Source organism: Kitasatospora xanthocidica (assembly GCF_014656195.1).
Lineage (GTDB): Bacteria > Actinomycetota > Actinomycetes > Streptomycetales > Streptomycetaceae > Kitasatospora > Kitasatospora xanthocidica.
Map to the genome: position 1 here is coordinate 319,838 of NZ_BNBY01000007.1, position 23,591 is coordinate 343,428.

Below are 23,591 nucleotides of genomic sequence, written 5' to 3' on the forward strand. Positions count from 1 at the left end.
GGCGGGCCGGCGGCGGGGCGTTACGGGACGGCCGGCGGGGCGGACGACGGCTACCGCCGGCGCAGGCTCCGGCCCAGGTAGGCGCCCCACGCGAGCGTGAGACCGGCCAACAGGCCGCCGCCCGCCGTCCGGAGCACCGACCCGCCGCCGGAGTCCGCCGGCACCAGCCCGAGCAGCGCGAACACCCCGGCCGCGACCAGCACCAGGCCCAGCGTGGCCAGCCCGACGCCCACCAGCCGTCCCCCACGGCCGGTTCGGGCCCCATCACCGTCTCGCGGTTCTCGATTCACAGTCTCCCCCTCAGTACTCGACGCCGGTTGACGACGGCTCACGCCCCCTGCAGGCCCGGAACCACCAGCCCGGACTCGTACGCGATCACCACCGCGTGCGTCCGGTTCTGCGCGCCGAGCTTGGTCAGCACGTTCCCGACGTGCGTCTTCACCGTCTCCAGGCTCACCGCCAGCGACTCGGCGATCTCCGGGTTCGAGGAGCCCGTCGCCATCAGCCGCAGCACCTCCTCCTCCCGCCCGGTCAGCGCGGCCCGGGGCAGCGCCTCCGCCGAGTTCAGCGGGCGGGCCGCCACCATCCGGCGCAGCGCGGCCGGGAACAGGATCGCCTCCCCGGCCGCCGCCACCCGCACCGCCTCCGCGATCTGCGGGACGGGCCGCCGCTTCAGGACGAAGCCGCTCGCCCCGGCGCTGAGCGCGGCCGTCACGTAGTCGTCGTTCTCGAAGGTCGTGATCACCACGACCTTCGGCGGGGTTCCGTCGCCCGCGTTCAGCAGTTCGCGGGTCGCCTCGATCCCGTTGCGGCGCGGCATCCGGACGTCCATCAGCACCACGTCCGGCCGCAGCCGCCGCACCTGCTCGACCACCTCGACCCCGTCCGCCGCCTGCCCCACCACCGTCAGGCCCGGCTGGGCGCCCAGCAGGGTGCTCAGCCCGCTGCGGGTCACGGGGTCGTCGTCCGCGATCAGGACGGTGACGGGGGCTTCCGGGCTGCTCACGCCGCCCACCGTACCGGCAGCCGCACGGCCAGGCGCCAACGCTGCGGACCACCGCCTCCAGTACCCCCGACGCCCCCGCCCCCGTACGGCCCGGCCTCGAACTCGCCGTGCAGCAGCCGCACCCGCTCGGCGAGACCGGGCAGGCCGTGGCCCGAGGTCGGGAAGCCGCTCGGCCCCGACTTCGCCTCGTTGTCGACGCTCAGCTCCAGCCCGTCCTCGCCCGCCACCACCCGCAGCCGGATCGGCCCGCCCGCCCCGTGCCGCAGCGCGTTGGTCAGGCCCTCCTGAAGGATCCGGTACGCGGCCCGGGACAGCGTGCCGTGCACCCGCTCCGGCGAGCCGACGATCTCCGGCTCCACGACCGCGCCCGCGTGGCGCAGCCGGTCCAGCAGCTCGGGCAGGTCCGCGAGCGTCCGGGTCGGCGCCGTGCCCGCCTGCTCGTCCCGCAGGACGCCCAGCACGTAGTCCAGGTCCTCCAGCGCCGCCCGGGTCGACTCCTCGATGCTGCGCATCGCCGCCCGTGCCGCCGCCGGATCGGCCGCCAGCACCTCCCCGGCGACGGCGGCCTGGATGGTGGCGGCGGTCAGCGTGTGCCCGATCGAGTCGTGCAGCTCGTGCGCCAGCCGGTTCCGTTCGGCCAGTGCCCGCTCCCGCTCGGCCGCCATCGCCAGCCGCTCCGCCGCCGACGGCCCCAGCAGCCGCGGCGCCAGCCGGCGCAGGCCGCCCGACACCGCCACGAACAGCACCGCCGCAGCCGCCAGGCAGACCGCCGCGACCACCCAGCTCCAGCCGCCGGTCAGGTCGGTGGCCCACCCGAACAGGCTGATCCGCACGTCACCCGACGCCCACTTCCCCGGCAACGCCACCGCCATCGTCAGCAGGACGCTCCCGCCGAACAGCAGCACCCACCCCGACAGCACGTGCACCACCAGGAACACCGGCGTCCGCCACCGCTCCCCCGAGGCCCCCTTCACCGGGTCCGGCACCGTCACCCGCAGCAGCCGCCGCGCGCCCCGCACCAGCATCCGCCGCGTCACCCCGGCCAGCCCCACCGCCCCGATCAGCGCCACCCAGAGGGCGAGCGACAGCACCGCCGACAGCAGGTACGGGTCCGCCCGCATCCCGGCCACGGGCACCAGCGCGACCAGCGCCAACGGCAGAGCCGCCAGCGCCCCGAGAACGGCGAACAGCACACCCGTGTACGTGGAACCGCGCAGCAGCGGCCGAAGAACCTTGATCATGCGTGCAAGTATCGCCACCCCGTCCGGAGCCGACCTCCCCCGATCGAGGGAGAAGCCCTGGTCAGCGCCACGCCCGCTCGCCCACCTCGCAGTGGTAGCAGCGCGCGACGACGCCGTCGTGGTTGTACCACTCGTGCTCCCCACAGTCCCGGCGCCCCTTCCCGGGAGGCTGGCACGGCGCCCGGTGGCCCGGAGCAGGTCGTAGGCCGGGTCGAGCCGGATCCATCCGGCCCGTCAGAGCAACCAACCTGCCACTCCGGCGGCCGAGTTGGGAAGGAACGGCAGCGCGTCCATCCCGCCCCCTCGCGTCACGGACCGTCGGCAGCACCATGGTGCACGTCCGCGCGGGCTCCGGCGAACGCCTTCGGGGAGGAGCGGACGACGTATGGTTCGTCCCATGGTCAGCGGATGGAGAAAGCAGGAAGCTCTCGGGAGCGCGAAGCCGGCGGCCTACGAGGACGCGCGTGCCGCGCTCCTGGTCTCGCTCGACTTCGCCAACCTGGACATGGAGTTCCCCCGCATCGTGCACTGGCTGAGCGAGCTGCCCATAGAAGACCGCGATCGCCTCCTGGGCGAACTGGAGGCGATCGCCACGACCGATGGGATCCGCCGGGACGACGCGACGTACCTGCTGGACGACCTCGGGCTGCGGCGCATCAGCTGGGAGTAGCCCTGAAGGTCGCGGGGCCGGGAACAAAACAAAGCGGCCGGTCGATCCGAAGATCGACCGGCCGTTCGCTGTGCGCGAGGGGGGAGTTGAACCCCCACGCCCTTTCGGGCACTGGAACCTGAATCCAGCGCGTCTGCCTATTCCGCCACCCGCGCATCTGGGTGATGGGTTAACTATAGACCATCCGGAGGGGTGCCTCTGACCAATTCTTTCCGGCCCCGGTACGGGGGGACGAGCGGGTCAGTCGCTGCCGGGGAGCTCGCCAGCGCGGACGGCGTGGAGGAAGGAGTCCCAGGTGGAGGCGGGGAAGAGGAGGACCGGCCGTGCGGGTCCTTGGAGTCACGGACAGGGACCGCGCCGGGAAGGGATCCGAGGGCCACCTCGATGCACTCGCCCGCGTTGTCCCCGCTGTAGCTGCTCTTCCGCCAGACCAGCATGGCCAACTCCTCGATGATCCTTACGCCGGGAAGTCGCCCTCACGGACGGCCGTCACGAAGGCTTCCCAGGCAACGGCCGGGAAAACGAGCGCCGGGCCGCGCGGGTCCTTGGAGTCACGCACCGGGACGAGGCCGAGGAAGCCGGGGGCCACCTCGATGCAGTTGCCGCCGTTGGTGCCGCTGTAGCTGCTCTTCCGCCAGATCAGCATGACCAACTCCTCGATGATCCTTACGCCAAGAAGTCGCCCCGACGTTCGGCACGAACGGCCGCCAGGAACTCGTCCAGCTCCTCGTCCGACTCAAACGTGTCGGCCCGTAGGTCGTCAAGGGAGCGGATCGGCTGCGTGTTCTTGGCAGCCAGTAGTTCCGCCACCGTGACTCGGGGACGCACGGACGGATAGATCGGACGGTCAACTTCCGAGGCACTCATGGGTGGCCTCCCGATGGCGATCAGCCTGGACTTACGGGAATCACGCTAGAGCCCCATCACGGCGGGCAACCCTTTGGCACCAACCGCAAGGACGCTCGGACTGCGCCAGCGCCCCCATCGCCGCCCGGAGGCAGGAGCGTCAGTCGCCGCCGGGAAGCTCGCCGGCGCGGACGGCGTGGAGGAAGGAGTCCCAGGCGGAGGCGGGGAAGAGGAGGACCGGGCCGTGCGGGTCCTTGGAGTCACGGACGGGGACCGCGCCGGGAAAGGATCCGAGGGCCACCTCGATGCACATGCCGCCGTTGTCCCCGCTGTAGCTGCTCTTCCGCCAGACCGGCATGGCCTACTCCTCGATGATCCTTACGCCGGGAAGTCGCCCTCACGGACGGCCGTCACGAAGGCTTCCCAGGCAACGGCCGGGAAAACGAGCGCCGGGCCGTGCGGGTCCTTGGAGTCACGGACGGGGACGAGGTCGGGGAATCCGGGGGCTACCTCGATGCAGTTGCCGCCGTCGCTGTTGCTGTAGCTGCTCTTCTGCCAGGCGGCTGCGGCGAGCTCGCTGCTCATCATCTCTGAAACCTTCCAGCGCATCGGCGATCAGCCGAAGTGAGTCACTCTCTGACGGGCACTCGGCACGGAGCTGATCATAGCGACGCAGATGCTTGGCCACGCTGGCGGAATCGTTGCTGAGATGACCTCGATCGAGGCTCTCCGAGTAGACCAAGCGCTGTCCGTCCGGCAGCTCCAGCAACACCATAGCCGTCTTGACGTCAGTCCGCCGATGCGAGAACGGCGCCACCTGAATGACGACGTTCCGAAGCCGAGCCACCTGCAGCAAGTACTCCATCTGACATCGCATCACCCCAGGTCCACCCATAACCGTGCGGATGGCACTCTCATCAAGGATGACGAGCAGCAGCGGCCCATCGGGCACGAGAAAGCGACTCTGCCGACTAAGTCGGGCTTTGACCTGCTCCTCGATCTCATCCGAGTTGCCAGCCATATCACCAGCCTCGAAGATCGCCCGCGCATACTGCGGACACTGCAACAGGCCGTACATCACGCCATCCTGATACGCCCGCAGCCCAACGGCGATGGCTTCCGCATCCGCGTATTCCTGGGACCAGTCCGGATGCTCGATCGACGCATCCCAGTCGACCCGGCGATACAACCGCATCAGATGGTCACCGGCGTTCAACAGCCGCGTGACCTCCTCGACTTCCTCGACCGAGGGCTTCCTCTTCCCGCCCTCGGTCCGGGAGACCACCGTGCGGTCGCAGTGCAGGAGCCTGCCGACGTCCTCCTGCGTGTATCCCACCGCCTCGCGGGCGTACTTGAGCTCCTCGCCGAACATGATCGCGGAGCTGGCCGTCGTTCCCTGCTTGGTCTTCCGCTGTGCCATGACTGCCCCCAGTTGTGCTGCGCACGTCCCGCACGTCGATCTGGCGTCACCGTACCTCCGCAGCCCCGATGATTGACACCAGAACGCAGTCATTTGCATGCGTAGCGTGATTACGCGCGCCTTCCGCGCTCCCCCAACCGCCCCCCGAGGTGCACAGCCATGCCCGCTTCCCGCCGCCCCCGCACGTTCGCCGCCCGGCTCGACTCCCACCCCGCCTCCACCCCCATCGCCCGCCACCTCCTCCGCGCCTACCTCACCGCCCTCCCCGCCGGCGACCGCTACCGCGACACCGCCGAACTCCTCCTCGGCGAACTCTTCGCCAACGCCGTCCAGCACTGCGACGCCCCCGACGACCGCCTCATCGAGATCCGCTTCACCCTCATCGGCGACCGCCTCCGCCTCGAAGTCCACGACGCCGGCACCGGCCACCCCACCCCCCGCACCACCACCCCCGACGACGAACACGGACGCGGCCTCCACCTCGTCAACGAACTCGCCGAACGCTGGGGCCACCACCCCCGCACCGGCGGCATCGGCAAGTTCGTCTGGGCCCACATCGCCCCCACCCCCCACCTCCCCCTCGCCGCCTGAAAGCCACCCACCCCATGCGACAGCCCTGCCTCACCACCCTCGCCCGCAACGCCCTCAACCACGCCGCCACCCCCGCCCAGGCCTACGCCCTCCTCGCCCGCCGCACCCACCAGCCCCTCCCCTCCGCCCGCGCCGTCTGCCTCGCCCTCTCCATCCCCCTCACCGAAACCACCCGCCGCCTCAACGACTGCTACCACGCACTCCTCGCCCACCCCCGCCCCAGCTCCGAGAACGACACCGGCGAACTCCTCGAAGCCCTCGGCGTCTTCGACATCCCCGCCACCCTCACCCCCACCCAACACGCCGTCATCGACCTCTTCCTCATCGCCATCGACGCCATGGGCGGCATCCGCCCCGGCCACCACCACGGCCTCACCCGCTGGTTCACCACCGGCAACCTCACCACCGCCTACCTCTCCCTCACCGCCGCCAGACCCCTCCCCCGCACCGGCGACCCCACCACCTACTGGACCACCCTCGTCCAGGCCGGCGAACTCCTCCTCGCCACCCCCAACCCCGACACCCGCATCACCTACGCCCTCACCCAATGCCGCACCCAAGCCGCAGCCCACACCACCAACCCCTGAGACCGGCACAGTTGGCCCCGCGATGATGGGGGCATGGATGCTGCTGAAGAGCCTTTCGCCGTGGTGGAACGCCTGTGGGAGGACCACAAGGCCGAGTTCCGTTGGCCCATGCCCAAGCGGTTTCTCACCCTCGAAGTGGCGGGCGTCGATCTGTTGTCCACCGAGGTCAGGCTGGCGGGCTGCGTGTTCACGTGGGTCAAGAACGGCGGTTCCCTCCACGAACGGGGCATGGGAACCGTGCGGTTCATCCTCGGCCAGCTCGACGAGGTCCTGCCCGCGCTCACCGAGGACGACAGCCCGCAGGTCTGGCACCGGATGCACCGGGTCAGTCAGCTCATCGTGGCCCACAACACCCCACCGGCCGAGACGACGGCCTCCTGACGGGATGCGCCGATCATGCCCGCGAGGGCATGGCGCGATAACCGGATTGGTCTTGGAAACGACCGGCTCGCAGGTCATAGCGTCGAGGGAGTTCGCACACGAGTCCACAGCAAGGGGGATCCACCATGGTCAGCAACGGAAACCGCAGCGGTTACGTGACGGTCAGGAGGCTCGTCGCCGCCTCGTTGGCCGCAGCCGCGATCGGGCTCGCCGCCGTGGGCACCGCGGACGCCGACACCCCGCAGAGGGGTCGCGTCGAGGTCCTCGAACTCAAGGTCCAGAACGACCAGTACGAGGTTCTGGATCTCGGCGCGGCCGGGCCGAGCCTGGGCGACCTGGACGTCTACTCGGGCTATTCCGTCAAGGACGGCCGCAATGTCGGGCGCGGGGGCGGATCGTGCCAGGTCGTCCAGGTCCACGGCGCGGAGATCACGAAGCAGTGCCTGATCACCATGGAGGTCGAGGGCGGCTCCCTGACGATGCAGGCGCTCTGGACGACGGGGGCGAGCGACCCGCTGGACATGGCCGTCACCGGCGGTACGGGCGCCTACGCCGCCGCGCGCGGCACCGTCCGCTTCTGGGACATCGGCACGCCGAACGAAAGGGCGCGGGCCGAGATCCAGCGCTGATTCCGCGCGCCGGGTCGCCGCTCTCCGGCGCACGCACGGGAAGTCGGCCCCGCCGACTTCCCGTGCATCTCCCCCTACTTGAAACCCACCCACCCGGGAGGGCGAACCTCCCGATCGGACACGAAGGATGGGGCTAGTCTGTGCCCATGGTTGCGAACGAAACCCACCAAGTAGCCACCGAAGAGCCGGAGTTCGTCAGCGCCCCGGCCCTGATCCTGCGGTCCCTGGCCGCCGACCCCGGCCGACCGGCCATCACCACCGCGGACGGCGAGGTGATCACCGCCGGCGACTTCGCGGCGGCCACGTACCGCCTCGCGCACGAGCTGCTCGCCCGGGGCGCGGCGCTCGGCACCACCGTGACCCTCCTCACCGGCAACACCGCCGAGGCGCTGAGCGCCCGGTACGCCGCGGGGCTCGCGGGGGCGCGGGTGGTGAACCTGTACGACGGCATGAGCCCGCCGACCCTGGCCGAGATCACCACGAGCGTGGACACCGGCATCCTGCTCGTGGACGCCGAACGGTACGCCACGGCCGCCGAGCTGCTGCCGCTGGTCGACGTACCGACCGTCCTCACCCTCGGCCCGGGCCCGGACGCGGAGGCGATCGGCGAGGACGTCGCCGCCGCCTCCGCCCGCCACCCCGCCGAGCCGCCGGCCGTCCGGATCGGCCCGGGCGACGACCTGGGCATCCGCCACACCGGCGGCACCACCGGCATCCCGAAGGGCATCCGCAGCCTGCACGGCCCGTACCGGAGCGCCTTCGACATGTCGTACGGCGGCGGCGCGGACTCCGTCCCGCCCCGCCTCCTCGCCGCGACCTCGCTCGCGCACCTCGCCGGGGTGCTCGCCGACCTGACGTTCCACAGCGGTGGCACCGTGGTCATCCAGCGCTCCTTCGACCCGGGCGAGGTGCTGGCGGCCGTCGAGCGCGAGCGGATCACCGACCTGTGGGTCCTGCCGCCGCTGCTCTACCAGTTGCTGGACCACCCGGCGGTCGGCCGCACCGACCTGTCCAGCGTGCGCCGGGTCTCGTACGGGGGCTGCGCCGCCTCGCCGAGCCGGATCCGGGAGGCGATCAAGGTGTTCGGGCCCGTCCTGGTGAGCGGCTACGGACAGTCCGAGGCGCAGAACATCGCCATGCTGCCCCCGCACGAGCACGACCGGATCGGCCACGGCGGCCAGCTCTCCGTCGGCAAGCCGCTCCCGGGCGTCGAGGTGGTGATCCGCGCCGCCGACGGCACCGGGCTGCCGACCGGTGAGCAGGGCGAGATCCACGTCCGCTCGGCCACGGTGATGGCCGGGTACTGGAAGCGGCCGGACCTCACCGCCGAGGTCCTGCGCGACGGCTGGCTGAACACCGGGGACATCGGCTACCTCGACGAGGACGGCTACCTCTACCTGGCCGACCGGCTCAAGGACAAGATCATCGTGGTCGGCGGGCACGTCTACCCGGCCGAGGTGGAGGAGCTGCTGCTCACCCACCCGGCGATCGCCCAGTGCGCGGTCTACGGGGTGCGCGACGCGCAGGAGGCGGAGCACGTCCACGTCGCCGTCGTCCCCGCCCCCGGGCAGCGGCCCGAACTGGACGACCTCCGGGCCTTCGTCACCGCCAGGAAGGGGCGGATGTACGCGCCGGAGGCCTTGCGCCTGCTGGACGAGATCCCGCTGACGGCCGTCGGCAAGCCGGACAAGAAGCTGCTGCGCGACTCCCCCGCGGGCTGAGGCCGAAGCCCGCTCGGGCCCCGCTCCAGCCCCCGCTCCCCCACCGGGCCGTCACTCGGTCGGGTGAGCGGGCCGCCCGGTTCCTCGCGGGCCCGGCCGTGCCCGCTCCCGGAAGGCGGCGGGCCCCTGCGGCCTCCCCCGTTCGAGGGTGTTCGACACCGCACCGCACCGGTCCCGACCGGCGGGCGGTGGCGGGGGCTCGTAGCGTCCCGGGCAGAGGGCCGCGCGCATCGCCCTCTCCGACTCACCCGACCGAGGAGGCAGCCATGGATGCCGCCCGTACCCCACCGCCGAGAGCCACCGCCTCGCCCCCGCCCCACCCGGCGGGCGCCAGACCCGCCTGGTCCGCGCCCGCGGTGGAGTGCCACCGCACCGGCGCCGAGGTCACCGCGTACGCCGGACGGGCCGCGCAGTGGCGCGACCGCTGAGCCGCGAAGGGTTCGCGGCCAGGCTGCACGACCTGCGCGGACGGTACTGGGACACCCACCCGTTCCACCTGCGCCTGCACTCCGGTGGCTGCACGCCACCGGAGCTGCGGCGCTGGGTCGCCAACCGCTGGTACTACCAGCTGTGCCTGACCCGCAAGAACGCCGCGATCATCGCCAACTGCCCGCTCCCGGAGGTCCGTCGCTCCTGGGCGGGCCGGCTCGGCTACCAGGACGGGACCGGCGACGGCGGAACCGGCGGCAGCGACGGGACCGGCGACGGCGGCGAGGGCGGGCTGGCCGACTGGCTGGTACTCGCCGAGGCGGTCGGCCTGGACCGCGCCGAGGTCCTCGACGAACGGCACGTCGCCCGCGGGGTGCGCTTCGCCGTCGACGGCTACCTGCACTTCTGCCAGACCCGGCCCTGGACCGAGGGCGTCGCGGCGGCGCTCACCGAGATGTTCTCGCCCGACCACATGGCCGACCGGGTCACCGCCTGGCGCGAGCACTACCGCTGGATCGACCCGGCCGGGTACGCCTACTTCGAGCACCGCATCCCGGTCGCCCGCGCGGACAGCGCCCGCACCCTGGAACTCGTCCTGGACCACTGCGTCACCGAAGCCCAGCAGCAGGCCGCCGTGGACGCGCTGGCCTTCAAGTGCGAGGTGCTGCGGGCCATGCTGGACGCCGTCGACTACGGGGCCGACCGGTGACCGCCGACCCGGCTGCCCCGGCACCCCCGGCGCTCCCGACCGAGAGCGCCGTCCCCGGTCTGCGCGCGGGCGTCCGGCTGGTGCACGACCCGGCCCGCGGCCGGCCCGCGCTGCTCCACCCCGAGGGCGTGCTGCTGCTCAACGACACCGCCGCCGCCGTCCTGCGGCACTGCGACGGGCGCCGGGACGCACGGTCCGTCACCGCGCGGCTCGCCGAGGAGTACGACGGGGTGGTCGGCGCGCAGGTGGACGCCCTGCTCGCCGACCTCGCCGACCGGCGGTTGCTCGCCCTGGACGGGACCGGCGCCCCCGTCCTGCCCTCCACCGCCGCCGCCGCGCCGCCCGGCACCACCGTCCGCGCACCCGCCCCGCTCGGGCTGATCGCCGAACTCACCTACCGCTGCCCGCTCCAGTGCACCTACTGCGCCAATCCGCTCGAACTCGCCCGCTACCGCGCGGAGCTGGACACCGGCCAGTGGCTGCGCGTCCTCGACCAGGCCCGCGGGCTCGGCGTGCTCCAGCTGCACCTCACCGGCGGCGAGCCGCTGCTCCGCCCCGACCTGGCGCAACTCGTCGCGCACGCCCGAGACTTGGGCCTCTACACGAACCTGGTCAGCAGCGGCATCCCGCTGGCCGCCGGGCGCGCCGCCGAACTCGCCGGGGCGGGCCTCGACCATGTGCAGCTCTCGTTCCAGGACGCCGAACCGCGCCACGCCGACGCCGTCGCCGGGCTCGCCGCCCACGACCGGAAGCTCGCCGCGGCGCGGCAGTTCACCTCCGCCGGCCTGCCGCTGACCGTCAACGCCGTACTGCACCGGGGCAATCTGGCCCGGCTCGGCGCCCTCACCGACCAGGCGGTCGCGCTGGGCGCCGACCGGGTCGAACTCGCCCACGTCCAGTACTACGGCTGGGCCTGGCGCAACCGGGCCCACCTCGCGCCCAGCGAGGAGCAGGTCCGGCAGGCCGAACGGGACGTCGCCGCCGCCCGGCAGCGCCACGGCGGACGGATCGAGATCGTGCACGTCGCCGCCGACCTGCACGGCGGCACGGTGAAGCCGTGCATGAACGGCTGGGGGCAGGAGCAGCTGGCGGTGGCCCCCAACGGCGACGTGCTGCCCTGCCTCGCCGCCGCCCAGCTGCCCGGCCTGACGGTGCCCAACGCCGTCACCGACGAACTGGCCGCGAGCTGGCACGACTCGCCCGCGTTCAACCGGTTCCGGGGCACCGACTGGATGCCGGAGCCGTGCCGCAGCTGCGGACTGCGCGAACTGGACCACGGCGGCTGCCGCTGCCAGGCCTACCAGTTCACCGGCGATCCGGCCGCGACCGACCCGGCGTGCCACCTCTCGCCGCACCACCACCTGGTCACCGACCCGGTGCCGCTCGGCGAAGCGGCCCCCGCGCCGCGCCGCTTCCGCTAGACCGCCCCGATCGACGCCTTTATCCTTAATCCCCCTACCAGGAGGGCGAGTTGAAGATCAGGCTGCTCGGGACGGCCGCCGGCGGCGGCCTGCCGCAGTGGAACTGCGGCTGCGTCGACTGCACCGCCGCCCGCCGTACCGGCGCCGCCCGCAGCCAGGACTGCCTGGCGGTCAGCGGCGACGGCCGGGCCTGGTACCTGGTCAACGCCTCCCCCGACCTGCGGTCCCAGCTGCTCACGGCCCCGGAACTCGCTCCCGCCCCGGGGACCCGGGACACCCCGCTCCACGGCGTCCTGCTGACCAGCGGCGAACTCGACCACACCATCGGGCTGTTGACCCTGCGCGAGGCCGCCGCCCTGACCGTCCACGCCACCGCGCCGGTACGCCGCGCCCTCCACAGCGCCTTCCCCGTGGGCCCGCTGCTCGCGCCGTACACCAAGGCCCAGTGGCACACCGTCACCCCGGGCGAGCCCGTGCAGCTCGCCGGCGGACTGCGCGCGGACCCGTTCGCACTCGGCGGCAAGCGCCCCCGGTACGCGGCCGACCTGCCGGGCGAGGACGGGCCGGACCGTACGGACTGGGTGACCGGCTACCGGTTCACCGAGCAGGACGGCGGGGCCTGCGCCGTGTACGCCCCGGGGCTGGCCGACTGGACCCCGGCCGTGGACCGCGCGGTCGCCGGGGCGGACGTGGTCCTCCTCGACGGCACCTTCAGCACCGCCGACGAGCTCGCCGAGCGGACCGGCGGTGCCCGCCGCTCACCCGGCATGGGCCACCTCGCCGTCCGGGACTCACTCCCCCACCTCGCCCGCAACCCCGGGCCCCGCTACCTCTACACCCACCTCAACAACACCAACCCGCTGGCCCACCCCGCCTCCCCCGGGACGGCGGGCCTCCTGGCGGAGCTGGCGGCGGCCGGCGCGGCGGTCGCCGAGGACGGCCTGCTGCTCGAACTCTGATCAGCCCGTACGGCGGCCCCCGCACCGCACGACGAGGGCGTGCCCGACCGTCGACCGGTCGGGCACGCCCTGGAACGTCCCGCGTCGCCTACTGGGCCCCGAAGGCCACCAGGTGGCCGTCCCTGGTCCCGACGTAGACCCGGCCGCCGTCGACCGCCGGGACGACGAACTTGGCCGCCGTGCCGATCGGGAAGGACCGGCGCAGGTGCATGGTGCCGTTGACGGGCACCGCGTCGTAGACCCGCAGTTCACCGCCGACGCCACCGGCCCCGGAGCCGGACCAGACCGCCCAGACCAGCGCGGAGCCGGGGCTCGTGCCGTTGGAGGTGACCACCGGGGATCCGGAGCCGTACCCGAAGCCCTCGTTGCTGGTGCCCACACTGGTCAGGGTCGGGACGCCGGCGCCGTTCAGCCCGAACTTCAGCGCGCGCAACGGGGAGCGGCCGTTGCCGGTGTCGGTGGCCACCGTGTAGACGTAGCCGCCGCCACCGCCGAACACGGCCGGGTGGCCCCAGACGCCCTCGAAGGGCCCGGCCATGCTCACCGGGTTGTCGGTGCCGTTCGGGCCCTGGCCCATGCCGCCCAGGTTGTCCCGGTCCAGCAGGAAGACCCGGCCGTCCTTGCCGACCTCGACCAGCAGGTGCGGGTGCGCGGTGCTGCCGAAGCCGTTCGGCAGGCCGACCGGGCCGCCCGAACCGAGGTCGGTGTCGTTGATGTCCATGGTCCGGTTGTCGGTCGGGCTGAAGAAGTCCTTGGCGGTGAGGCTGCCGTCGCCGTTCACGCCGAGCCGGACCACCGACTCGCCGAGGTGGCCGGGCGGCTGGTTGCCGGGGCCGGGGCTCGGCGAGGCGCCCGTGCCGGCGCCGTTGCCGGTGGTGAGGAAGATCCGGCCGGAGCCGTCCGAGACCAGCCCGCCGCCGCTGTGCCAGATGCCGGCCTCCTGGGTGTCCGAGCCGGCCTCGGCGGACCACAGGGTGAGGCTGCGGGTGCCGGTGTTCACGCCGACCACCTGGCCGACGTACGGGCCGGTGTCGCAGTAGGAGGCGAAGGCGGCGTACACCGCGCCGTTCATCAGCAGCAGGCCGGGACGCTGCGCGGCGGTGAACGCGTTGAACGGGTGGCCGGGGCTGTTGGTCGGCGTGCCCTGGATGGTCACCGGCCAGCCCGCGCGCTCGATGCCCGTGGAGGCGCTCATCGCGTGGACGTACCAGTGCGGGTGCTGGACGTCCGGCCCGTCGTTGACCTTGCTGGTGAGGTAGACGGTGTTGGACGCCGGGTCGTACACCGGGGTGGAGGTGATCCCGGTGTACGCGGCCGGGTCGTTGCAGTGGACGGACGAAGTGGGCCAGGCCTGGCCGACCTGGCGGGTCCAGTTGGTCTTCCCGGTGACGCGGTCGATGCCGTAGACGTAGTTGTTCTCGGTCGCGACGACCACGTTCGTGCCGGTGACCAGCGGCTGGGCCAGCACCGACCCGTTCACCGGGGTGGACCAGCGCCGGCCGAAGCCCGCGGCGGACACCTGGGCGGGCGACAGGTTCGGCTCGTTCGCGTCCCACCCGGTGCGCTTGTTGTTGAACGAGATGGTGCTCTCGACGGCCTGAGCCGGCGTCGCGAACCCGAACAGCAGCAGGCCCGCCGCGGCCGCTGCCCCCGCCTTCAGCCGCAGCAGCGCCCGCCCCCTCCTCCCTCCCCTGCCGTGCCGGTGTGTCGGTGAACTGAGTAGCGTCATGTGCTCCGCCCTGGTCTCCGGTGTGCATGGACGTCGAGGTCCCGGCCGAGGGCCCATTGTGAGGACGGCACACCGGATCCCCGGTGATCTGCGGCGCGACGCGGCAGAGGCTTCATGCGAGGGGAGCAGCCGCGCCGCCCGCCGGGCGGCCACCGCACTCACCGTCAGGGCCCCTGGCGGGTGCGCCATCATGGCGCCATGGCAGATGAAACGATCACCGCTCGCACCATCGCCGACCGCCACCTCGACCAGGTGGCCGCCCACGACCCGGTCAGCGCCGCCTGGTTGGGCCTGCACCCGGGCGACGACCGGCAGCCGGACCTCTCACCGGACGGGTTCGAGGCGCTCGCCGACCTCGCCCGCCACACCCTCACCGCACTCGACGCCGCCCCCACCACCGCCACCCCCGTGGCCGACCCCGCGACCGACCCCGCCGACCGGGCCTGCGCCCGGCTGCTCCGCGAACGCCTGACCGCCGAGCTCGCCGTCCACGACTCCGGCGAGAACTACCGGCAGCTGCGCAACATCGCCGCACACGTCCACAGCGTCCGGGACGTCTTCACCTACATGCCGACCGACACCGACGGCGACTGGGCCGCGGTCGCCGGCCGGATGCGCAACCTGCCCGCCGCCCTCCACGGGTACCGCGCGACCCTCACCGAGGGGATGGGCCGGCGCCTGCTCGTCGCCCCCCGCCAGGCCGCCGCCGTCGTCGACCAGCTGACCGCCTGGACCGGCGAGGGCACCGGCGGCGCCGGCTGGTTCGCCGACTTCGTCACCCCCGGCCCCGAACGGCTGCGCGGCGAACTCGACACCGCCGCCCTCGGCGCCACCGCCGCCGTCGCCGACTTCCGCGACTGGCTGCGCGACACCTACGCGCCGGCCACCGCCGACACCCCGGACGCCGTCGGCCGGGACCGCTACCGGATCGCCGTACGCCACCACACCGGCGCCGACGTCGACCTGGACGAGGCCTACGCCTGGGCCTGGGAGGAGTTCCGCCGGACGGCCGCCGAGATGCGCGCCGAAGCCGAACGCGTCCTGCCCGGAGCGGGCGTCCTCGCGGCGATGCGCCACCTGGAGGAGCACGGCCACACCGTCCGAGGCGAGGAGGCCGTCCAGGACTGGCTGCAGCAGGTCATGGACCGGGCGATCACCGCCCTCGACGGCACCCACTTCGACATCACCGGACCGCTGCGCCAGGTGGAGTCCCGGCTCGCGCCCGCCGGCAGCGCCGCCTCCCCCTACTACTCCGGGCCCAGCCTCGACTTCAGCCGCCCCGGCCGCACCTACTTCCCCACCCTCGGACGGGACTCCTTCCCCACCTGGCAGCTCGTCAGCATCTGGTACCACGAGGGCGTTCCCGGCCACCACCTGCAACTCGCCCAGTGGGTCGCCCTCGCCGACCGGCTCAGCCGCTACCAGACCACCCTGGGCATGGTCAGCGCCAACGTCGAGGGCTGGGCCCTGTACGCCGAACGCCTGATGGACGAGCTCGGCTTCCTCGACGACCCGGCCAACCGCCTCGGCTTCCTCGACGAACAGATGCTGCGCACCATCCGGGTGATCATCGACATCGGCATGCACCTCGGCCTGACCGTCCCCGCCGACGCCGAGTTCCACCCCGGCGAGCGCTGGACCCCGGAACTCGCCACCGAGTTCATGGCCACCTACAACGGCAGCCCCGCCGAACTGCGCGACAGCGAGATCGTCCGCTACCTCGGCTGGCCCGGCCAGGCCATCGGCTACAAGCTCGGCGAACGCGCCTGGCTCCAGGGCCGCGAAGCCGCCCGCCGCCGCCACGGCGCCGCCTTCGACCTCAAGTCCTGGCACATGAAGGCCCTCGCCCAGGGCTCCCTCGGCCTCGACGACCTCGCCGGCGAACTCGCCGCGCTGTAGGCCCCGTCCGCGCACCATCGCAGTACCTGCGCCAAACCCCACGGAGATCCCCACCCCCTTTCACCCCACCGTGGGGTTTGGCTCAACGAACCACGGCCCCGATGCCGAGAACCCAACCGTGGGGTGGCGGCGCTGAGGGCCGCCACCCCTCCCTCCCTCCGACTCGCCCTCGCCGACGGCGTCGGGTTCCTAGGCGTCCTCCCGGCCGCGGAAGGCTCGGCGGTACTCCCTCGGCGCGACGCCGACGCGGGCGGTGAAGACCGGGCGGAGGGAGACCGCCGAGGTGAAGCCGCAGCGGGTGGCGACGGTGTCGACGGGGAGGTCGGTCTCCTCCAGGAGGCGCTGGGCGGTGAGGACGCGCTGGTCGAGGAGCCAGCGGGTCGGGGTGGTGCCGGTGGTGGCGGTGAAGCGGCGGGCGAAGGTGCGGTCGGACATCAGAGCGGCGGCCGCCATGCGGGGGACGGTCCAGGGGCTGTCGAGGGAGGCGAGGATCTCGGCGCGGACCCGGGCGAGCGGGTCGTCGGCGGTGGGCTCCGGGACCGGGGTGGGGATGAACTGGGCCTGGCCGCCGGCCCGGAAGGGGGCGGTGACCATGGCGCGGGCGATGGTGGCGGCGGTCTGCTGGCCGTGGGCGGTGCGGACGAGGTGGAGGCAGAGGTCGATGCCGGCCGCGACGCCGGCCGAGGTCCACAGGCCGTCCCCGCCGGTGAAGAGCACCTCGGGGCGGACCGTCACCGCCGGGAAGCGGCGGGCGAGTTCGGGGGCGAGCGCCCAGTGGGTGGTGGCCTCGCGGCCGTCGAGCAGGCCGGCTTCGGCGAGGACGAAGGCGCCCGCGCAGAGCGAGGCGACGGGGACCCCGCGGGCGCGGGCGGCCCGGAGGGCGGCGTGGACGGCGGGGTCGCGGGCGGCGTCCGGGTCCTCGATGCCGGGGACGACGACCAGGTCGCAGTCGGCGAGTGCGGAGAGCCCGTGGTCGGGGACGCGTTCCAGCCCGCCGCCCAGCCGTACCCGGGTGCCGTCGGGGCCGCAGACCCGCAGGTCGAAGGCGGGCAGGCCGGGCCGGGAGGTCCGGTTCGCCCACACCTCGCCGATCACCGCGTAGTCGAAGGCCCGGACACCGTCGAAGATCAAGCAGCCCACTGTGCGCATGACGGAAAGCTACGGCAGACCCGTGGCAGGAACCTATCGATGGGTGGCATCTCCGCCTCTCACGGCCCCGGCACCCGCCCGAGCACGATGGACGCATGAACACCGACGCCTTCGACGCCCCCCTCACCCTCGACTCCGACGCCGTCCTGCTGCTCATCGACGTCCAGCAGGGCTTCGAGGACCAGGACTACTGGGGCCCCCGCGACAACCCGCAGGCCGAACAGCGGATCGCCGAACTGATCGCCGCCTGGCAGGCCACCGGCCGCCCGATCGTCACCGTCCAGCACGCCTCCGCCGCCGGGCCGCTGGCGAAGGGCACGCCGGGGTACGAGCTGAAGGACTTCGTCGCGGAGGTCACCCCGGAGCTGCACGTCACCAAGACGGTGAACAGCGCCTTCTACGGCACCCCGGACCTGCACGCCTGGCTGCAGGAACGCGGCGCCCGCCAGCTGGTGGTCACCGGGATCATCACCAACGTGTGCAACGAGACCACCGCCCGGATGGCCGGCAACCTCGGCTACGACGCGATCTTCCCGACCGACGCCATGCACTCCTTCGACATGACCGGCCCCGACGGCACCACCGTCCCGGCCGCCGACCTGGCCCGCGCCACCGCGACCACCCTGCACGCCATGCGGTTCGCCAAGGTGGTCACGACGGAGAAGGTCCTGGAGGCGGCCAAGGCCTGAACGATCAGGCCCGGAGCAGCTGTTGGTACGCGTTGCCCTCCTCCGCGTTGAGCAGCACGTACGACGCCCCGAGGCCGAACGCGACCTCCCGCAGCCGTGCCAACGCCTCGGCCTCGGTGGGCACGGAGAGGCCGAGCGCGGCGGCGGCCGCGTCCCGGTCGGCGTAGTGGCCGGGCTCCTCCTCCAGGTAGTCCTCGGCCGCCTCCGCGCTCTCCGCGACCGTGAGCCGCCGGCAGTCCCGCCACCACGGCACGGCCAGCAGCAGCCGGACCAGCTCCGGCAGTCCGACGGCGAGCAGGGCGGCGCCGCCCTCGGAGTCGGCGTACAGCACGGGCCGCTCCTCGCCGCCCTCGCCGCAGAGGAAGTAGGTGCCGCCCGCGCCGTCCTTGGCCACCGGCTCCAGGGCGGCGCCGGAGGCGAGCACCACCTCCTCGACGTGCTCGTAGCACCGGGAGGGGTCGAACTCGCCCGGCCAGGCCAGGTAGTCGGCGGCGACGGGGTTGGCGTGGATCGCGTCGAGGAGGGACATGGCGGCCACCCTACGGCGCGCCGCCGACACGGCCCCTGGCGGTCGCGCCCCTGACCGACGGATGCTCAGCTGACGAGCACTCAGGTCGCCAGCCCGCTCAGGCCGACGTGAGCTCAGGCCGCCAGCCGCTCCGCCAGGTACTCCTCCCAGGTCCGCCGCCCGTGCTCGGCCCCCGTCAGGGTCAGGTTGTCGCCGGCCCGGTAGGCGCGCCCGACCTTGCCGGGCACCCGGACGGGCAGCTGGCGGCGGCTGCGGCCCCGCGCCTCCAGGTAGCGCCGGGTCAGCTCGCCCATCTCGTACACCGTGGGGCCGGCCAGGTCGGGGACCGCGCCGGCCGGCTCGCCCAGGGCGAGCTCCACCAGCCGGGCGGCGACCTCGCGCACGTCCACGGGCTGCCAGCGGACCCCGCCCGGTGCCGGGACGACCGGCAGCTTCGCCATCTTCTCGACCACGGTGAACGCCAGGTCGTGGAACTGGGCGGCCCGCAGGACGGTGTACGGCAGGCCCGAGCCGGCCACCGCCTCCTCGGCGGCGAGCTTGGCCCGGAAGTAGCCGAGCGGGATCCGGTCGGCGCCGATCACCGAGATGTACACCAGGTGCCGCACCCCGGCCCGCCGGGCGGCGTCGACCACCAGCCGGGTGGCCGCGTCGTCGCCCTTCGGGCCGCCCGCGAGGTGCAGCACGGTGTGCACGCCGGCCATCGCCTCGTCCAGCCGGGCGGCCGCCTCGGCCGGATCGCCGAGCAGGTCGCCGCGGGCGTAGGTCACGCCGTCGGCGGCGGCGCGCTCCTGCCGGCTGAGCACCCGCACCGGGCGCCCGGCCGCGCGCAGCAGCGGCAGGACCTGCCGGCCGAGGGTGCCGGTTCCGCCGGTGACCAGCATGAGGTCGTTCGTCACGATCGTCTCCGATTCGTCCCGGGCGGGGAGTTGATCTCCCCGCCGCAGCCGTTGTTTGGTTGCTCCTGCTGCCCTGACCCCTGGCGACGAAGGAATGTGACACGTGGACGACGCGGTGGACGAAAAACTTTCCCGGGCCGTGCTCTTCGAGGAGCAGCGCCCACACCTGCGCGCGGTCGCCTACCGGATGCTCGGGTCGATCAGCGAGGCCGAGGACGCCCTGCAGGAGGCCTGGCTGCGGTACGACCGCACCGACACCGCCGAGGTGGAGAACCTGGCCGGCTGGCTGACCACGGTGGTCTCCCGGGTCTGCCTGAACCTGCTGCGCGCCCGCGCCCAGCGCCGCGAGGAGCCGCTGGAGCCGGCCGGGCCGGGCGGCGAGCCGGGCCCGCGCATCCCGGACCCGCTGCTGCGGCGCGAGGGCGTGGTGGACCCGGAGCAGGAGGTGATGCTCGCGGACTCGGTCGGGCTGGCGCTGATGGTGGTGATGGAGTCGCTGTCGCCGGCCGAGCGGGTCGCCTTCGTCCTGCACGACATGTTCGCCGTGCCGTTCGACGAGATCGCCCCGCTGATCGAGAAGACGGCGGCCGCCACCCGCCAGCTGGCCAGCCGGGCCCGCCGCAAGGTGCAGGGCCAGGCGCCCGCGCCGGACCCGGACCTCGGCCGGCAGCGGGTGGCGGTGGACGCCTTCTTCGCCGCCGCCCGCAACGGGGACCTGGGCGCGCTGGTCGCCGTGCTCGACCCGGACGTGGTGCTGCGCTCGGACGGCGGGGTGGGGATGGCCCGGCACTCGGTGGTGCTCTCGGGCTCCGCCACGGTGGCCGGCCAGGCCGTCCTGTGGGGCAAGCTGTCGCCGTTCGCCCGCCCGGCGCTGATCAACGGCACCGCGGGCGCGGTGGTCATCGGCGACAACGGCCGGGCGCTGTCGATCATGGCGTTCACCGTGGTGGACGACGCGATCGTCGCGATCGACGTGCTCACCGACCCGGAGCGGCTGGCCGCGCTGGACCTCTCGGACTTCCGGGACCGCTAGGGCGGCGAAGGGGGAGGGCCACCGCCCTCCCCCTTCGGCATTCGCAACGCCGTCAGCGCCCGACCGCGCCGTCCAGCTGCTCGCGGATGATGTCGGCGTGCCCGGCGTGCCGCCCGGTCTCCTCGATCATGTGGACCAGCACCCAGCGCAGCGACGGGCCTTCGGCGTTCGGCCGCAGCGAGCGGACGCCCGGGCGGTCGAGGTCGGCGCCGACGGCGGCGGTCACCGCGTTGGAGCGGGCGATCGCGTCCCGGTACGCGGCGATCTCCTCGGCGACCGTGGCGCCGTCCAGCGGGATGTCGTCGGACTCGCGCGGCTCCTCCCCCAGCCCCCGGTAGGCCCACTCGAACCAGTTGAGTTCGACGACCGTCAGGTGCCGCACCAGCCACAGCAGGCTGGTGCCGGAGGCGACGCCGGGGCGTCGGGCGTCCTCGTCGGAGAGCCCGGCGAGCTTGCCGATCACGGCCTCGCGCAGGTAGTCGAGGAAGGCCACCAGGGTGGTCGGCTCGTCGGCGTTGATGCCGGGCGGGCGGTTGTCGGAGCGCTTGCGTGCGGGCGCGGTGTTCTCGGTCACCGCGCCACCCTAGCCAGCACCGACCCTCCGGGACACCGGGTTTGAGCGTCCGTCACCAGCCCTGCGCGACCACCCAGGCGGCGAGGTGCCGGGCGCAGTCGTCCACCGACTCCCGCCAGGTGTGGCCCGCGCCGTCCCCGGCCTCGTCGCTGACGTGCTTGACCAGCCGCACCGGCACCCCGGCCCGGTGGGCGACGGTCGCGACGGCGTAGCCCTCCATGTCGACCAGGTCGGCGTGCTCGGCGAGCCGGTCGCGGGCGGCGGCGTCGGAGACGAAGAGGTCGCCGGTGGCCAGGACCGGCCCGTCGCCCTTGCCGACCTCCAGCGGCGCGCCGTACTGGCGCCCGGTCAGCGCGTGCAGGCTCGCGGTGTCGAGGTCGTGCTGGATCACCTGGACCACGTGGTGGGTGCCCTCCCAGCCGGGGCGCAGCGCGCCGGCCGTACCGAGGTTGATCACCTCCGAGGGCTTCTCGCCCCGGGCGAGGACGGTGGCCAGCGCGGCGGCGGCGTTGACCTTCCCTATCCCGGTGAGCAGCACGGGCAGTCGCTCGTCCAGGTGGGCGGCTTCCTCGCGGACGGCCACGACGAGCAGCGGGCGGTCGGGCGAGATCGTTCCAAGCAGGCGCATGTGCCCATGGTACGGAGCGGGGGGTGCCCCGCCCGGGCGCGCGCCCGCAAACGGACCCCCGCGCTCCGCCCGGTCGGCGGAACCGCGTAGGGTGCGGGCCGCGTCGGACGGTTCGCCACCTCTCCGCACGGACGGCGACACGAAGTCTCCGTACGGACGGCGACACGAGCGGGGCCCCGTACGGTGCGCGGACCGGCCGTGCGACCGCCCGGACCGCGTGTGCGGACCGCGCGGGGCGGGCGGAAACCGTGAACGACAAGCTCAAGATCGACGCAAGTCGGGTGTGGCCGGGGGGAGTCGCGGCCATACTGCTGCCATCGGCCGGGCCCCGGGGAACGGGTCCGGCCCCAGGGGAGGATGAGGCGGGTGGCGACACCAGTAGGCAACGGCGCACCGAACGCCGCGGTCCCGGCCCGGCCGGGCCGCCCGCCGGGACCGGCGGCCGCGACGGCATCGGCACCACTCGTGAAGCCGGGCAGACCCGGCGGGGCGCCCGTCCGGCGCCCCCCGACGGGCGTGGTCACCGGCGCCCGCGCCCGGCTCGCCCAGGCCACCCGCACCGCGCCCGGCCGGCTGCGGCTGGCCGGGGTGGTGCTCGCGGCGCTGACCGTGGCCTTCGGCGGGCTCACCGCCTGGCAGTTGGAGACCAGGGCGGAGGCCGCCGACCGGGTGGTCTCGTACAGCCAGCCGCTCAGCCGGGACGCCGCCGAGATCCACCGCAACCTGGCCGACGCCGCCACCACCGCGGCGAGCGGCTTCCTGCTGGCCGGCGCCGAGCCGAAGGCCGTCCGGGACCGCTACGAGCAGGACCTCGCCACGGCCGCCCGGCTGGTCGCCGAGGCCGCCGCCCGGACCACCTCGACCTCCCCCGCGCAGGATTCGCTAGCCCGGCTGAACCAGCAACTCCCGTCGTACGCAGGTCTGGTGGAGACCGCCCGGGCCGACAACCGGCAGGGCATCCCGCTCGGCGGCGCCTACCTGCGGTACGCCTCCGAGCAGATGCAGACCGTCCTGCTGCCGGCCGCCGCCGAACTGGCCACCGCCGAGAACAACGAGCTGGCGGCCGACTACGCCGCGGCCAAGTCGGTGCCCTGGGGCGCGTACGGCCTGGCGGTGGTCGTCCTGGCCGCGCTGGCCTGGGTGCAGCTGACCCTGTTCCGCCGCACCAACCGGGTGTTCAACATCGGGCTGCTGGGCGCCACCGCGGCCGTGCTGGCCGGGGCGCTCTGGCTCACCGTCACCGGTCTGACCACCAACACGGCGCTGAAGAGCAGCGACCGCGAGGGCGCGACGCCGCTGCGGGCGCTCAACGCCGCCCGGGTCGACGTACTGACCGCCCGGCTGGCGGAGAACCTGCACCTCGTCGCCCGCGGCTCGACCACCAAGTACGCCGACCAGTGGACCAAGGCCACCGAGCACCTGGAAGCAGCCGGGGCCAGGGACGCTCCGCTGGAGCGCCGGGCCGGCTCGCTCCCGGAGGCCGTCCGGCTCGCGCCGCCGGCCGCCGAGGCGAGCGTGCGGGCGGCGGCGGAGCAGTTCGACCTGTGGCGCGACCGGCACGACGCGGCCCGGAAGCTGGAGGTCGACAACGCCGACTACCAGGGCGCCCTGGACGCGACCGTGACGGCCGACGCCGGCACGCCGACCGCCGACGCCTTCTTCAACTCCACCGACCGGGCGCTGGCCCAGGCGGCCGACATCGAGCAGGACAGGTTCAAGCGGTCCGCCGAGGGCACCGGCGGCGACCTGCGCACCACCGCCGTCGCGGCCGCGCTGCTCGGTCTGGTGGCCGCGGCCGCCGCGCTGCGCGGCCTGGGCCGACGACTGGCCGAGTACCGGTAACCGGCAAGGGGGA

General features: G+C 73.6%; 28 protein-coding genes and 1 tRNA gene. 14 read left to right on the forward strand and 15 right to left on the reverse strand.

Annotation, left to right across the window (positions count from 1 at the left end; genetic code table 11):
* Positions 1-50: 50 nt before the first annotated feature.
* The 3 genes from IE332_RS15880 to IE332_RS15890 form a co-directional block, all read right to left on the reverse strand.
* Complete coding sequence (locus IE332_RS15880; RefSeq protein ID WP_189916495.1) at positions 51-233, reverse strand: hypothetical protein; 183 nt, start codon at positions 231-233, stop codon at positions 51-53.
* Positions 234-328: 95 nt separating this feature from the next.
* Positions 329-1,006 carry a response regulator transcription factor gene (locus IE332_RS15885; RefSeq protein ID WP_229928625.1) on the reverse strand — a complete coding sequence of 226 codons (678 nt, stop codon included), beginning with the start codon at positions 1,004-1,006 and terminating at the stop codon, positions 329-331.
* Complete coding sequence (locus tag IE332_RS15890; RefSeq protein ID WP_189916497.1) at positions 1,003-2,247, reverse strand: sensor histidine kinase; 1,245 nt, start codon at positions 2,245-2,247, stop codon at positions 1,003-1,005. Before IE332_RS15890 ends, IE332_RS15885 begins: the two co-directional genes overlap by 4 nt.
* Before the next feature lie 397 nt (positions 2,248-2,644).
* Here IE332_RS15890 and IE332_RS15895 point away from each other — a divergent pair, with 397 nt between their 5' ends.
* Positions 2,645-2,917 (forward strand): hypothetical protein, encoded by a 273-nt coding sequence (locus IE332_RS15895; protein ID WP_189916498.1) that lies wholly within the window; start codon positions 2,645-2,647, stop codon positions 2,915-2,917.
* 71 nt (positions 2,918-2,988) lie between these two features.
* Here IE332_RS15895 and IE332_RS15900 read toward each other — a convergent pair.
* The 6 genes from IE332_RS15900 to IE332_RS15920 all read right to left on the reverse strand — a co-directional run bounded on the left by IE332_RS15900 (position 2,989) and on the right by IE332_RS15920 (position 5,183).
* A tRNA-Leu gene (locus IE332_RS15900) sits at positions 2,989-3,072 on the reverse strand.
* Between the two features lie 18 nt (positions 3,073-3,090).
* The gene (locus IE332_RS15905; RefSeq protein ID WP_373313739.1) at positions 3,091-3,354 is read right to left on the reverse strand and encodes a DUF397 domain-containing protein; all 264 of its coding nucleotides are present in this window, start codon (positions 3,352-3,354) and stop codon (positions 3,091-3,093) included.
* A gap of 20 nt (positions 3,355-3,374) precedes the next feature.
* The gene (locus IE332_RS15910) at positions 3,375-3,563 is read right to left on the reverse strand and encodes a DUF397 domain-containing protein (RefSeq protein WP_189916499.1); all 189 of its coding nucleotides are present in this window, start codon (positions 3,561-3,563) and stop codon (positions 3,375-3,377) included.
* 360 nt (positions 3,564-3,923) lie between these two features.
* On the reverse strand, positions 3,924-4,121 hold the full coding sequence (locus IE332_RS15915) for a DUF397 domain-containing protein (RefSeq protein WP_189916500.1): 198 nt from the start codon (positions 4,119-4,121) through the stop codon (positions 3,924-3,926).
* 20 nt (positions 4,122-4,141) lie between these two features.
* Complete coding sequence (locus IE332_RS40960; RefSeq protein WP_229928642.1) at positions 4,142-4,279, reverse strand: DUF397 domain-containing protein; 138 nt, start codon at positions 4,277-4,279, stop codon at positions 4,142-4,144.
* Entirely contained in the window at positions 4,236-5,183 is a 948-nt protein-coding gene (locus IE332_RS15920) for a helix-turn-helix domain-containing protein (RefSeq protein WP_229928626.1), read from the reverse strand. Before IE332_RS15920 ends, IE332_RS40960 begins: the two co-directional genes overlap by 44 nt.
* 159 nt (positions 5,184-5,342) lie before the next feature.
* Here IE332_RS15920 and IE332_RS15925 point away from each other — a divergent pair, with 159 nt between their 5' ends.
* The 9 genes from IE332_RS15925 to pqqB all read left to right on the forward strand — a co-directional run bounded on the left by IE332_RS15925 (position 5,343) and on the right by pqqB (position 12,610).
* Complete coding sequence (locus IE332_RS15925) at positions 5,343-5,774, forward strand: ATP-binding protein (protein ID WP_189916501.1); 432 nt, start codon at positions 5,343-5,345, stop codon at positions 5,772-5,774.
* A 14-nt stretch (positions 5,775-5,788) separates the two neighbouring features.
* Entirely contained in the window at positions 5,789-6,361 is a 573-nt protein-coding gene (locus IE332_RS15930) for a hypothetical protein (protein WP_189916502.1), read from the forward strand.
* 33 nt (positions 6,362-6,394) lie between these two features.
* A complete protein-coding gene (locus IE332_RS15935) occupies positions 6,395-6,742 on the forward strand; it encodes a hypothetical protein (protein WP_189916503.1) in 348 nt (115 codons plus the stop codon).
* A gap of 125 nt (positions 6,743-6,867) precedes the next feature.
* Positions 6,868-7,371, forward strand: coding sequence for an allene oxide cyclase barrel-like domain-containing protein (locus tag IE332_RS15940; RefSeq protein WP_189916504.1), 504 nt, complete (start codon positions 6,868-6,870; stop codon positions 7,369-7,371).
* Between the two features lie 146 nt (positions 7,372-7,517).
* Positions 7,518-9,092, forward strand: a complete 1,575-nt coding sequence (locus IE332_RS15945; protein WP_189916505.1) for an AMP-binding protein — start codon at positions 7,518-7,520, stop codon at positions 9,090-9,092.
* Positions 9,093-9,358: 266 nt separating this feature from the next.
* Positions 9,359-9,520 (forward strand): pyrroloquinoline quinone precursor peptide PqqA, encoded by a 162-nt coding sequence (pqqA, locus tag IE332_RS15950; RefSeq protein WP_189916506.1) that lies wholly within the window; start codon positions 9,359-9,361, stop codon positions 9,518-9,520.
* Positions 9,505-10,230 carry a thiaminase II/PqqC family protein gene (locus tag IE332_RS15955; RefSeq protein ID WP_189916507.1) on the forward strand — a complete coding sequence of 242 codons (726 nt, stop codon included), beginning with the start codon at positions 9,505-9,507 and terminating at the stop codon, positions 10,228-10,230. Before pqqA ends, IE332_RS15955 begins: the two co-directional genes overlap by 16 nt.
* Positions 10,227-11,651, forward strand: a complete 1,425-nt coding sequence (gene pqqE, locus IE332_RS15960) for a pyrroloquinoline quinone biosynthesis protein PqqE (RefSeq protein WP_189916508.1) — start codon at positions 10,227-10,229, stop codon at positions 11,649-11,651. The genes IE332_RS15955 and pqqE overlap by 4 nt, the downstream gene beginning before the upstream one ends.
* Positions 11,652-11,701: 50 nt before the next feature.
* Complete coding sequence (pqqB, locus tag IE332_RS15965) at positions 11,702-12,610, forward strand: pyrroloquinoline quinone biosynthesis protein PqqB (RefSeq protein ID WP_189916509.1); 909 nt, start codon at positions 11,702-11,704, stop codon at positions 12,608-12,610.
* A gap of 88 nt (positions 12,611-12,698) precedes the next feature.
* Here the strand turns inward: pqqB and IE332_RS15970 are convergent, their stop codons facing one another.
* Positions 12,699-14,339: an outer membrane protein assembly factor BamB family protein gene (locus tag IE332_RS15970; protein ID WP_189916510.1), complete on the reverse strand. Its 1,641-nt coding sequence runs from the start codon at positions 14,337-14,339 to the stop codon at positions 12,699-12,701.
* Between the two features lie 198 nt (positions 14,340-14,537).
* Between IE332_RS15970 and IE332_RS15975 the strand changes: the two genes are divergently transcribed.
* Positions 14,538-16,238, forward strand: a complete 1,701-nt coding sequence (locus IE332_RS15975; protein ID WP_189916511.1) for a DUF885 domain-containing protein — start codon at positions 14,538-14,540, stop codon at positions 16,236-16,238.
* 189 nt (positions 16,239-16,427) lie between these two features.
* On the opposite strand, the gene IE332_RS15980 is transcribed toward IE332_RS15975, so the two are convergent.
* Positions 16,428-17,378 (reverse strand): GlxA family transcriptional regulator, encoded by a 951-nt coding sequence (locus IE332_RS15980; protein WP_308437572.1) that lies wholly within the window; start codon positions 17,376-17,378, stop codon positions 16,428-16,430.
* Positions 17,379-17,482: 104 nt separating this feature from the next.
* Here IE332_RS15980 and IE332_RS15985 point away from each other — a divergent pair, with 104 nt between their 5' ends.
* Positions 17,483-18,076: a cysteine hydrolase family protein gene (locus tag IE332_RS15985; protein WP_189916513.1), complete on the forward strand. Its 594-nt coding sequence runs from the start codon at positions 17,483-17,485 to the stop codon at positions 18,074-18,076.
* 4 nt (positions 18,077-18,080) lie between these two features.
* On the opposite strand, the gene IE332_RS15990 is transcribed toward IE332_RS15985, so the two are convergent.
* Positions 18,081-18,605: a hypothetical protein gene (locus IE332_RS15990; protein WP_189916514.1), complete on the reverse strand. Its 525-nt coding sequence runs from the start codon at positions 18,603-18,605 to the stop codon at positions 18,081-18,083.
* A 113-nt stretch (positions 18,606-18,718) separates the two neighbouring features.
* Positions 18,719-19,486 (reverse strand): SDR family oxidoreductase, encoded by a 768-nt coding sequence (locus IE332_RS15995; protein WP_189916577.1) that lies wholly within the window; start codon positions 19,484-19,486, stop codon positions 18,719-18,721.
* A 118-nt stretch (positions 19,487-19,604) separates the two neighbouring features.
* Here IE332_RS15995 and IE332_RS16000 point away from each other — a divergent pair, with 118 nt between their 5' ends.
* Positions 19,605-20,534, forward strand: coding sequence for a sigma-70 family RNA polymerase sigma factor (locus tag IE332_RS16000; protein WP_189916515.1), 930 nt, complete (start codon positions 19,605-19,607; stop codon positions 20,532-20,534).
* Between the two features lie 52 nt (positions 20,535-20,586).
* Here IE332_RS16000 and IE332_RS16005 read toward each other — a convergent pair whose 3' ends face one another.
* Positions 20,587-21,108 (reverse strand): DinB family protein, encoded by a 522-nt coding sequence (locus IE332_RS16005; protein ID WP_229928627.1) that lies wholly within the window; start codon positions 21,106-21,108, stop codon positions 20,587-20,589.
* A gap of 52 nt (positions 21,109-21,160) precedes the next feature.
* Complete coding sequence (locus tag IE332_RS16010) at positions 21,161-21,736, reverse strand: nucleosidase (RefSeq protein WP_189916516.1); 576 nt, start codon at positions 21,734-21,736, stop codon at positions 21,161-21,163.
* 465 nt (positions 21,737-22,201) lie between these two features.
* On the opposite strand from IE332_RS16010, the gene IE332_RS16015 reads away from it, so the two are divergent.
* On the forward strand, positions 22,202-23,578 hold the full coding sequence (locus tag IE332_RS16015) for a GlnX family signal transduction membrane protein (protein ID WP_189916517.1): 1,377 nt from the start codon (positions 22,202-22,204) through the stop codon (positions 23,576-23,578).
* Positions 23,579-23,591 lie beyond the last annotated feature (13 nt).

Excerpts from the sequence above, each read along its gene's own strand:
- IE332_RS15890 (WP_189916497.1), bottom strand. The coding sequence starts at position 2,247 with ATGATCAAGGTTCTTCGGCCGCTGCTGCGCGGTTCCACGTACACGGGT.
- IE332_RS15895 (WP_189916498.1), top strand. The coding sequence starts at position 2,645 with ATGGTCAGCGGATGGAGAAAGCAGGAAGCTCTCGGGAGCGCGAAGCCG.
- IE332_RS15905 (WP_373313739.1), bottom strand. The coding sequence starts at position 3,354 with ATGCTGGTCTGGCGGAAGAGCAGCTACAGCGGGGACAACGCGGGCGAG.
- IE332_RS15910 (WP_189916499.1), bottom strand. The coding sequence starts at position 3,563 with ATGCTGATCTGGCGGAAGAGCAGCTACAGCGGCACCAACGGCGGCAAC.
- IE332_RS15915 (WP_189916500.1), bottom strand. The coding sequence starts at position 4,121 with ATGCCGGTCTGGCGGAAGAGCAGCTACAGCGGGGACAACGGCGGCATG.
- IE332_RS15920 (WP_229928626.1), bottom strand. The coding sequence starts at position 5,183 with ATGGCACAGCGGAAGACCAAGCAGGGAACGACGGCCAGCTCCGCGATC.
- IE332_RS15925 (WP_189916501.1), top strand. The coding sequence starts at position 5,343 with ATGCCCGCTTCCCGCCGCCCCCGCACGTTCGCCGCCCGGCTCGACTCC.
- IE332_RS15930 (WP_189916502.1), top strand. The coding sequence starts at position 5,789 with ATGCGACAGCCCTGCCTCACCACCCTCGCCCGCAACGCCCTCAACCAC.
- IE332_RS15935 (WP_189916503.1), top strand. The coding sequence starts at position 6,395 with ATGGATGCTGCTGAAGAGCCTTTCGCCGTGGTGGAACGCCTGTGGGAG.
- IE332_RS15940 (WP_189916504.1), top strand. The coding sequence starts at position 6,868 with ATGGTCAGCAACGGAAACCGCAGCGGTTACGTGACGGTCAGGAGGCTC.
- IE332_RS15945 (WP_189916505.1), top strand. The coding sequence starts at position 7,518 with ATGGTTGCGAACGAAACCCACCAAGTAGCCACCGAAGAGCCGGAGTTC.
- pqqA (WP_189916506.1), top strand. The coding sequence starts at position 9,359 with ATGGATGCCGCCCGTACCCCACCGCCGAGAGCCACCGCCTCGCCCCCG.
- IE332_RS15970 (WP_189916510.1), bottom strand. The coding sequence starts at position 14,339 with ATGACGCTACTCAGTTCACCGACACACCGGCACGGCAGGGGAGGGAGG.
- IE332_RS15975 (WP_189916511.1), top strand. The coding sequence starts at position 14,538 with ATGGCAGATGAAACGATCACCGCTCGCACCATCGCCGACCGCCACCTC.
- IE332_RS15985 (WP_189916513.1), top strand. The coding sequence starts at position 17,483 with ATGAACACCGACGCCTTCGACGCCCCCCTCACCCTCGACTCCGACGCC.
- IE332_RS15990 (WP_189916514.1), bottom strand. The coding sequence starts at position 18,605 with ATGTCCCTCCTCGACGCGATCCACGCCAACCCCGTCGCCGCCGACTAC.
- IE332_RS15995 (WP_189916577.1), bottom strand. The coding sequence starts at position 19,486 with ATGCTGGTCACCGGCGGAACCGGCACCCTCGGCCGGCAGGTCCTGCCG.
- IE332_RS16010 (WP_189916516.1), bottom strand. The coding sequence starts at position 21,736 with ATGCGCCTGCTTGGAACGATCTCGCCCGACCGCCCGCTGCTCGTCGTG.